Origin of the sequence: Streptomyces boncukensis, from assembly GCF_011045075.1 — a bacterium.
In the GTDB taxonomy this organism is placed as follows: Bacteria; Actinomycetota; Actinomycetes; order Streptomycetales; family Streptomycetaceae; genus Streptomyces; species Streptomyces boncukensis.
Genome location: NZ_JAAKZZ010000349.1, coordinates 1 through 8,224 on the forward strand (window position 1 = coordinate 1; position 8,224 = coordinate 8,224).

The following is an 8,224-nucleotide window of genomic DNA, read 5'->3' on the forward strand; positions in this document are numbered from 1 at the left end:
TCTCGGCTCTTGAGGGCCGCCCCGCCCGTCCCGGTCATCACACTCTCCTCGCCGCGAGTCCGGGGCGAGTATCACCCCCATCGCACAACGGCAGAGAGCACGCACCAGGCGGGCGTGGCGGATGGTGCGCACGGTTTCCCACTGCCCCGAGGACGCCCCCGTTCCGCCCCTCACCAGCGGTTCGGCGGATTTCCGCGGCAGCGGCAGCGCGGCGGGGCGCGCACCCGCGCCGCCGCGAAAACCACTCGAACCGGTGAGCAACTCCGCGCGCTGCGGGGCTACTTACGCACCGGGCTACTTCTCCCCGTCGTCCGACTTCCGCGAGGACTCCGCGGCCTCGCCCTCCTTCTCCCCCTTGCCGGCCTCCTGCTCGCCCTTCGGAGCGCCCTTCTCCGACTCGGCGGACTCAGCGGACTCAGCGGACGCGGCCTCCCCCTTGTCGCCCTTGTCGTCTCCCTCGCCGTCCTGGCCGTCGGCGTCCCCGGCCTTCGCGGCCTCGGAGCCCTTCGCGGCCTCAGTGGACTCAGCAGGCTCAGTGGACTCAGCCGCCTCGGCGGACTCGGCCGCCTTCGCGGGCTCTTCGGCCTCTTCGGACCCCGCCGGCTCGCCGGACTCCGCGGCCTCCCCTGCGGACTCGGACTTCTCCGCCGCCTGCTTCTCCCGCGCCGCCTTCTCCGCCCTGGCGGCGAGGTTCGCCAGCATCTCGTCGTAGATCCGCGCAAGTCCCTTGGGCGCGAAGGTGCGTTCGAAGAAGCCGCCGATACCGCCGGCGCCGGTCCAGGTGGCGTTCACCGTCACCCGTGCCGCGCCCTCGCGGCCGCCCGGGGTGACGCGCCAGGTGGTGACCATCGACGAGTTGCGGTCCTTCTCGACCAGCTCCCCGTCGGCCGGCTCGGTCACGTCCAGCAGGCAGTCCCGTACGCGCTTGCTGGTCGCCTGGAGCTTCCAGTGCACGACGGTGCCCTCGCCGTCGCCGCCCTCCCGCACCTCGTACTCGCTGAAGTGTCCGGGCAGCAGCTCCTTGCGGACCTGGCTGTAGTCGGCGAGCGCGTCGAACACGTCATCCGGCTTGGCTGCGATCTCTCGCTGAGTGGTCGCCTCGACCTGCGCCATGGCTCCTCCTGTCGATGGGTAACGGAACGGGGGCGCTCAGCCAACCACCACCCGCCACCCGCACCAAAATCCGGCTTGACACAACCGAAGGGAACAGGTGTTCTATTCAAGATGGATGGATGAGGCACGAGATACGGAGGAGGCCCTATGCGCTGGGAGGATCTGGGCGACGACGGCCCGACGGCGGCCCCCGCCCTCTTCGGGGTCCCGGCCGTGACGCGGACATTCGACACCCCCGAATTCCACGGGATCACCTTCCACGAGGTCCGGGCCCGTTCGATGGTCAACAAGGTGCCGGGCGCCTCACGGATGCCGTTCGCCTGGACGGTGAACCCGTACCGCGGCTGCACCCACGCCTGCGTCTACTGCTTCGCGCGCAAGACGCACAGCTATCTCGACCTCGACACCGGGGAAGGGTTCGACTCCCAGATCGTGGTGAAGGTCAACGCGCCGGAGCTGCTGCGCAAGGAGCTGAGCGGGCCGCGCTGGCAGGGCCAGCACATCGCGATGGGCACCAACGTCGACTGCTACCAGCGCGCGGAGGGCCGCTACCGGCTGATGCCGGGCATCCTCACGGCACTGCGCGACTACGCCAACCCCTTCTCCATCCTCACCAAGGGGACGCTCATTCTGCGCGACCTCGACCTGCTGCGGTCGGCCGCCGCCGTGACCGACGTCGGGGTCTCCGTCTCCGTCGGCTTCACGGACGAGGAGCTGTGGCGCACCGTCGAACCGGGTACGCCCGCTCCCCAGCGCCGGCTGGACGTCGTACGGACCCTCGCCGGGCACGGCATTCCGTGCGGCGTGCTGATGGCGCCCGTCATCCCCTTCCTCGGCGACTCCCCCGCGCAACTGCGCACCACGGTGCGCGCCATCGCCGCGGCCGGCGCCAGCTCCGTCACACCGCTCTCGCTCCATCTGCGCCCGGGTGCCCGCGAGTGGTTCATGCGGTGGCTGCACCTCCACCACCCGCGGCTGGTGCGGCACTACGAGGCGCTGTACGCGGACGGGTCGTACGCTCCGAAGTGGTACCAGCGGCGCATCACGCGCCAGGTGCACGAGCTGGCCGCCGAGTACGGCATCGGCCCCTCGGCCCCCAGCGCGGCCCGCCGGATCGAGGTCCGCCCGGAGGAGACCGAAGAGCGCGACGACCCGCACTGCACCCAGCTCACCCTGATCTAGCGATCAGCTGCGCTGGTCCTCCCTCGCCGGCGCGTCGTCGTTGCCGCGGCGGATGGTGCGCAGGGCACGGCCCGGGTTCCAGACGCGGAAGACGATGTCCGGCATCTCGATGGACACCCGCGTCACCTCCCGCACATCGGCGCGGAAGAGGTGGAAGACGTCCGGCACCTCGCCCTCCGGCGCCCCGGCCGCGTACGCGGCCAGCACATCCGGGTCCGTCACCTCGACGGCACGCCCCGAGACCCGTACATCCCCCTCCGCCATCTCCGCGCCCCCGCCCGGGTTCGCGTGCAGCGCGAAGCGCGGATCGCGGCGCAGGTCCAGTGCCTTGCGCGAGCCCGGCATCATGCCCAGCCACAGCTCGCCGTCCTTGAAGTCGGCCTCGATGCCGGTCAGCCGCGGCGCGCCGTCCGCCCGCAGGGTGCCCAGCACATGGTGCCGGTACGGAGCGAAGCGGGCCTCCACGGCCTTCGCGAAGTCGGGCTCAGCGGTCTGTACGTCGCTCCAGCGCGTGACGTCCTGAAAGGTCATGCGTCCAGCCTCACGGAGAACTCCGACACCCTCTGTCCGGTTTACCGCGACACCACCTGCACGCCAGCCCACCGGAGAAGGCGGCCCGAGAGAACAGCAGAGCATCCCCGTTCCCCGCAAACGCGCCGCCCGTGGCCGTCACCGCCTGCCGCCCTCCAGGCGCCGCTTCAGGGCGCGGGCGGCGGCCCGCAGTGCCGGGTCCGCGTAGCGGCGCGCCTGGTCGAGGCGGCCCCGACGCTTGAGGGCCAGCGCCGCGGCGAAGAGCGTCAGGGCCAGCGCCACCAGCCCGGCCGCTATCAGCCCGAACCTGAGAAGCACCAGGTCGAGATATGTCTCCATGGAACCCTCCGCCTGTTCTCGCGCTTTCTCGCGCTCATCTTTTTCTGTCATGGCTGTGATACAAACCTTTCTAGCACAGCTGTGATAGAAAGAGCGCATGCCCAAGCGCGTGGACCCGGAGGAACGGCGCCGCCTCGTCGTCGACGCGCTGTTCCGCGTCGTCGTGCGGGACGGGCTTCAGCGCGCCTCGCTGCGTGCCGTCGCCGACGAGGCGGGGCTGAACATCGGCTCGCTGCGGCACTACTTCGCCAGCCAGGCGGAGCTGATGGACTTCGCGATGCGCTCGATGGTCGACCGCGTCACCGGGCGGCTGCTCCGGCGGATCGAGGAGGCCGGGGACCTCGGCGGCCTCGCGGCCGGGGAGCGGCTGCGGCTGGTCACCGGCCTCCTGGAGGAGCTGCTGCCGCTCGACGACCGCCGCATGGCGGAGGTCACCGTCTTCCTCGACTTCTCTGCGGCGTCCCGGACCAACCCCGCCTTCCGGGACCTCGCGCACGAGACGGCCGCGGGCACCCGCGCCCTGGTGCACCGGGTGCTCTCCCGCCTCGACGCGGCGGGTGCGCTGCGCCCCGGGCTCGACCTGGACTCCGAGGTGCGGCGGCTGACCGCGCTCGTGGACGGGCTCGGGCTCACCGCCGTACTGCACCCCGACCTGCTGGACGCGCGGGCGTGCGCCGGCGCGCTCCGGGCCCATCTGCGCGAGCTGGCCGCGCCCGAGGACTGAGCCCGGCGCTCGGGGCGAGGCGGCACCGCCGGGAATAGCGAAACGGCCGCTGGGGTTCCTGCCCTCAGGATATAGTTGATCCATCAACCAAAGGTCGACTTCGACACTCCCCAGCCGACCCGACAGCACCGGAGGACGACATGCCTGCCGTAACCGTCGAGAACCCCCTGACCCTGCCGCGCGTCGCTGCTCCGGCCGACGCCTCGGCCCGCCCCGTGCTGGCCGTTTCCACCGCGCCGAGCGGCTTCGAGGGGGAGGGATTCCCGGTCCGCCGGGCGTTCGCGGGGATCGACTACCGCCATCTGGATCCGTTCATCATGATGGATCAGATGGGCGAGGTGGAGTATCAGCCCGGGGAGCCGAAGGGGACCCCGTGGCATCCGCACCGCGGCTTCGAGACCGTCACCTACGTCATCGACGGGATCTTCGACCACCAGGACTCCAACGGCGGCGGCGGCACCATCACCAACGGCGACACCCAGTGGATGACGGCGGGCTCGGGCCTCCTGCACATCGAGGCCCCGCCCGAGCACCTGGTCGTCAGCGGCGGGCTCTTCCACGGGCTCCAGCTGTGGGTGAACCTGCCGGCCAAGGACAAGATGGCGGCCCCGCGCTATCAGGACATCCGCGGCGGCAACGTCCACCTCCTCACCTCGTCCGACGGCGGCGCGCTCCTGCGGGTCATCGCCGGCGAGCTGGACGGCCACCAGGGCCCCGGCATCACACACACGCCGATCACGATGGTCCACGCGACGCTGGCGCCGGGCGCGGAGGTCACGCTGCCGTGGCGGGAGGACTTCAACGGTCTCGCGTACGTCCTGGCCGGGCGCGGCTCGGTCGGTGCGGAACGGCGTCCGGTCCGGCTGGGGCAGACGGCCGTGTTCGGTACGGGCTCCTCGCTGACCGTGCGCGCGGACGACAGGCAGGACGCGCACACCCCGGATCTGGAGGTCGCCCTCCTCGGCGGGCAGCCGATCCGGGAGCCCATGGCCCACTACGGCCCGTTCGTCATGAACACCCGCGAGGAGCTCCAGCAGGCGTTCGAGGACTTCCAGAAGGGCCGCCTGGGGACCGTTCCGGCCGTGCACGGGATGTCCGGGGAGCGGTGACGGGAGAGAACGGTGACGTGTCAACCACCTTCTCTATACTGACAGGGATGACCGAGACCCCGCACTGGCTCACCCCGGCCGAGCAGCAGGCGTGGCGCAGCTTCATCCGGATGCAGGAGAGGCTCACCGGACGGCTCTCCCGTGAGCTGCTGGCCGACTCCGGACTGTCCGCCGCCGACTACGCGGTGCTGGTCAGCCTCACCGACGCGCCCGGGGGCCGGCGGCGGATGCTGGATCTGGCCAGGTCGCTGGAGTGGGAGAAGAGCCGGATGTCCCACCACATCGCCCGGATGGCCCGGCGGGACCTCGTGCGGCGCGAGGAGTGCGCCGAGGACGGACGGGGCGCGTGGGTGGTGGTCACCCCGGGCGGCCGGGAGGCCATCGCGGCCGCCGCCCCGCTCCATGTGGAAGCCGTCCGCCGCCTGGTGATCGACCCGCTCACCCCGGCGGAGCTCGCCATGCTGGCCCAGATCTCGGACCGCATCACCGAGCGGCTGGACGAGGACGCTCCCTGAGCGCGGCTCTCCCGTCCCGGTCGCTCACCCCGGGATCCGGGCGCGGGCCGCCACGGCCGCCGGGCAGAGGCGGTGGTGTTCGGCCGCCGCGTCCAGGACCGGGATCGCGCGGCGGTCGCCGAGGGCGCCGAGGCCCTGGACGCACGCCTCCGCGATGGGCCAGTAGTGCAGGGGGCCGAGCAGCAGCCGCTGGAGGACGTTGATCAGGGTGGGCACCGACTCGGGGGCGCGGAGCGCGGTGAGGAGGCGTACGGGATACAGGGCGTAGGCCGTGCGCAGTTCGTTGGTCGCGAGGGCCGCAGCCGCCTTCGCCGTCCGGGGGTCGCGCAGCCGCTCCAGCGCCTGCGCCGCCGTGGCGCAGCAGACCGGATCGCGGTAGTTCAGCAGGAAGACCAGGGTCTCGAACGCTCTGCGGTCGCCCGCGCTTCCCAGCGCGAACGCGGCGATCTCCCGGGCCCACAGGGGCCGTTCGGTCTCCACGAGCACCGCCGCGAGCTGGTCGCGCGCCTCCGGGCCGCGCTGCCTGGCCAGCGTCACCAGGCGGGCGTACTCGACCGGTTCCGCGTCGGGCCGCACCCTGTCGATCAGTGCTCGGAATGGGTCGCCCACTCCCATGCCCCCTTACGTGCCACATGCCACAGCTCTGGAATTGGTCCTACCCCTGGCTTTCTAGTTACCCACTAGTTAGGCTGCTCATCAGAGCGGTACCCCCGCTCAGGCGGCCTGGTGACGCAGCCGCCGAGAGTGCAGTCGGTTCGGTAGTGATCCCAGCATCAGCGCGGGACCTCGGGACAGGGTCCGGCCGCGCCCGCCGTGCGCGCGTCCGCGTGCGGCGTCGCACCTCACCCGTCGTCACCCCCTGGAGTCCCGTGATGGACCATCCTCCCCTGCGCACCATCGCCGTCGTCGGCCTCGGCACCATGGGCACCGGCATCGCGGATATTCTCGCCCGATCGGGCCGCGAGGTCATCGGCATTGACACGAACGACGCAGCAGCGCGGCGCGCGGTTGCCGCATTCGAAGCATCAACGGCGCGCTCTGTGCGCCGCGACCGCATGACGGAGACGGAGCGCCGCGCTGCGCTGTCCCGCCTCCGCGTCCGCGACGACATCGCCGCCGCCGCCGAGGCGGAGCTGGTCATCGAGGTCGTGCCGGAGGACTACGACACCAAGTGCCAGGTCTTCGCGGCCCTGGACGCCGTCGTCAAGCCGGACACCATCCTCGCCACCGGCACCAACGCGCTCTCGGTGACCCGTCTCGCCGCCGACTCCGACCGGCCCGAACGCGTCCTGGGACTGCACTTCTTCAACCCAGCGCCCGCCATGCGGCTCGTCGAGATCGTGTCTTCCGTGCTGACCGCGCCGGAGGCGGTCGCGGCCGTGACCGCCCTGGCCCGTGAGCTGGGCAAGGACCCGATCGCGGTGGGCGACCGGCCCGGTTTCGTGGCCGACGGGCTGCTGTTCGGCTACCTCAACCAGGCCGCCGCGATGTACGAGTCGCGGTACGCCACCCGCGAGGACATCGACGCGGCGATGCGGCTGGGCTGCGGGCTGCCCATGGGGCCGCTCGCGCTGCTCGACCTCATCGGCGTCGACACGGCCCGCACCGTGCTGGACGCGATGTACGCGGAGTCCCGCGACCGGCTGCACGCGCCCGCGCCGCTGCTGCGGCAGCTCAGCGACGCCGGGCTGACGGGCCGCAAGGCGGGCCGCGGCTTCTACACCTACGCGGCGCCCGGCTCCGCGGCCGTCGTCCCCGACGCGCTCACCCCCGACCCCGCGGCGCCGGCCGCGGCGGGGCGGACGGTGCAGGCCGTCGGCGTCGTCGGCTCGGGCACGATGGCCTGCGGCATCGCCGAGGTGTTCGCGAAGGCGGGGTACGCCACCGTGCTGGCCGCGCGGAGCCGGGAGAAGGCGGACGCGGCCAAGGAGCGGATCGCTGAGGCGCTGGAGCGCGCGGTGCGCAAGGGGCGGCTCGGCGGGGAGGAGCGGGAAGCGGCGCTCGCGCGGATCACGCCGGCGGGCTCGCTGGACGCGCTGGCGCACGCCGGTCTCGTGGTGGAGGCCGTGGCCGAGGACCTGGCGGTGAAGCGGCGGCTGTTCGGCGAGCTCGACGCGGTGTGCGCGCCGGGCGCCGTGCTGGCCACGACCACCTCCTCGCTGCCGGTCGTCGCCTGCGCCCGCGCCACCTCCCGCCCGCAGGACGTCGTCGGTATGCACTTCTTCAATCCGGCCCCCGCGATGAAGCTGGTGGAGGTGGTGCGGACGGTGCTGACCGCGGACGACGCGCACGCCACCGTCCGGGAGGTCTGCGCGGCGCTGCGCAAGCACCCGGTGGACTGCGCCGACCGCGCGGGCTTCATCGTGAACGCGCTGCTGTTCCCGTATCTGAACAACGCGGTGAAGATGGTCCAGGAGCACTACGCCTCGCCGGACGACATCGACGCGGCCATGAAGCTCGGCGGCGGCTACCCCATGGGCCCGTTCGAACTGCTGGACGTGGTCGGGCTGGATGTCTCGCTGGCCATCGAGCGCGTGCTGCACCGCGAGTTCCGCGACCCCGGCCTCGCGCCCGCGCCGCTGCTGGAGCACCTCGTCGCGGCGGGCTGCCTCGGGCGCAAGACAGGGCGGGGCTTCCGCGAGTACGCACGCCGGTGACGGGCCGGTGACCGACTACCGGCAGTGGGGCGGCGGGCCGCGCTGGGCCGGGGG

General features: G+C 72.3%; 8 protein-coding genes and 1 pseudogene. 5 read left to right on the forward strand and 4 right to left on the reverse strand.

The annotated features are described in order from the left end of the window. Positions 1–669 precede the first annotated feature (669 nt). A pseudogene (locus tag G5C65_RS26110) lies at positions 670–1,113 on the reverse strand (SRPBCC family protein); the annotation flags it as partial. A gap of 147 nt (positions 1,114–1,260) precedes the next feature. Here G5C65_RS26110 and G5C65_RS26115 point away from each other — a divergent pair. Next, positions 1,261–2,295: an Rv2578c family radical SAM protein gene (locus G5C65_RS26115; protein WP_165301389.1), complete on the forward strand. Its 1,035-nt coding sequence runs from the start codon at positions 1,261–1,263 to the stop codon at positions 2,293–2,295. A 3-nt stretch (positions 2,296–2,298) separates the two neighbouring features. On the opposite strand, the gene G5C65_RS26120 is transcribed toward G5C65_RS26115, so the two are convergent. Together G5C65_RS26120 and G5C65_RS26125 are read right to left on the reverse strand one after the other, a co-directional pair. After that, positions 2,299–2,826, reverse strand: coding sequence for a pyridoxamine 5'-phosphate oxidase family protein (locus tag G5C65_RS26120; RefSeq protein WP_165301390.1), 528 nt, complete (start codon positions 2,824–2,826; stop codon positions 2,299–2,301). Positions 2,827–2,964: 138 nt separating this feature from the next. After that, positions 2,965–3,165, reverse strand: coding sequence for a hypothetical protein (locus G5C65_RS26125; RefSeq protein WP_165301391.1), 201 nt, complete (start codon positions 3,163–3,165; stop codon positions 2,965–2,967). Positions 3,166–3,262: 97 nt separating this feature from the next. Between G5C65_RS26125 and G5C65_RS26130 the strand changes: the two genes are divergently transcribed. From G5C65_RS26130 to G5C65_RS26140, 3 genes are all read left to right on the forward strand, one after another. Next, complete coding sequence (locus tag G5C65_RS26130; protein WP_165301392.1) at positions 3,263–3,889, forward strand: TetR/AcrR family transcriptional regulator; 627 nt, start codon at positions 3,263–3,265, stop codon at positions 3,887–3,889. A 140-nt stretch (positions 3,890–4,029) separates the two neighbouring features. After that, entirely contained in the window at positions 4,030–4,998 is a 969-nt protein-coding gene (locus G5C65_RS26135; RefSeq protein WP_165301393.1) for a pirin family protein, read from the forward strand. 47 nt (positions 4,999–5,045) lie between these two features. Beyond that, positions 5,046–5,513 (forward strand): MarR family winged helix-turn-helix transcriptional regulator, encoded by a 468-nt coding sequence (locus tag G5C65_RS26140; RefSeq protein ID WP_165301394.1) that lies wholly within the window; start codon positions 5,046–5,048, stop codon positions 5,511–5,513. A gap of 24 nt (positions 5,514–5,537) precedes the next feature. Here G5C65_RS26140 and G5C65_RS26145 read toward each other — a convergent pair whose 3' ends face one another. Further along, positions 5,538–6,122, reverse strand: a complete 585-nt coding sequence (locus G5C65_RS26145; RefSeq protein ID WP_165301395.1) for a HEAT repeat domain-containing protein — start codon at positions 6,120–6,122, stop codon at positions 5,538–5,540. 263 nt (positions 6,123–6,385) lie between these two features. Between G5C65_RS26145 and G5C65_RS26150 the strand changes: the two genes are divergently transcribed. Then, positions 6,386–8,170 (forward strand): 3-hydroxyacyl-CoA dehydrogenase family protein, encoded by a 1,785-nt coding sequence (locus G5C65_RS26150; RefSeq protein WP_165301396.1) that lies wholly within the window; start codon positions 6,386–6,388, stop codon positions 8,168–8,170. The last annotated feature ends 54 nt before the right edge of the window (positions 8,171–8,224 follow it).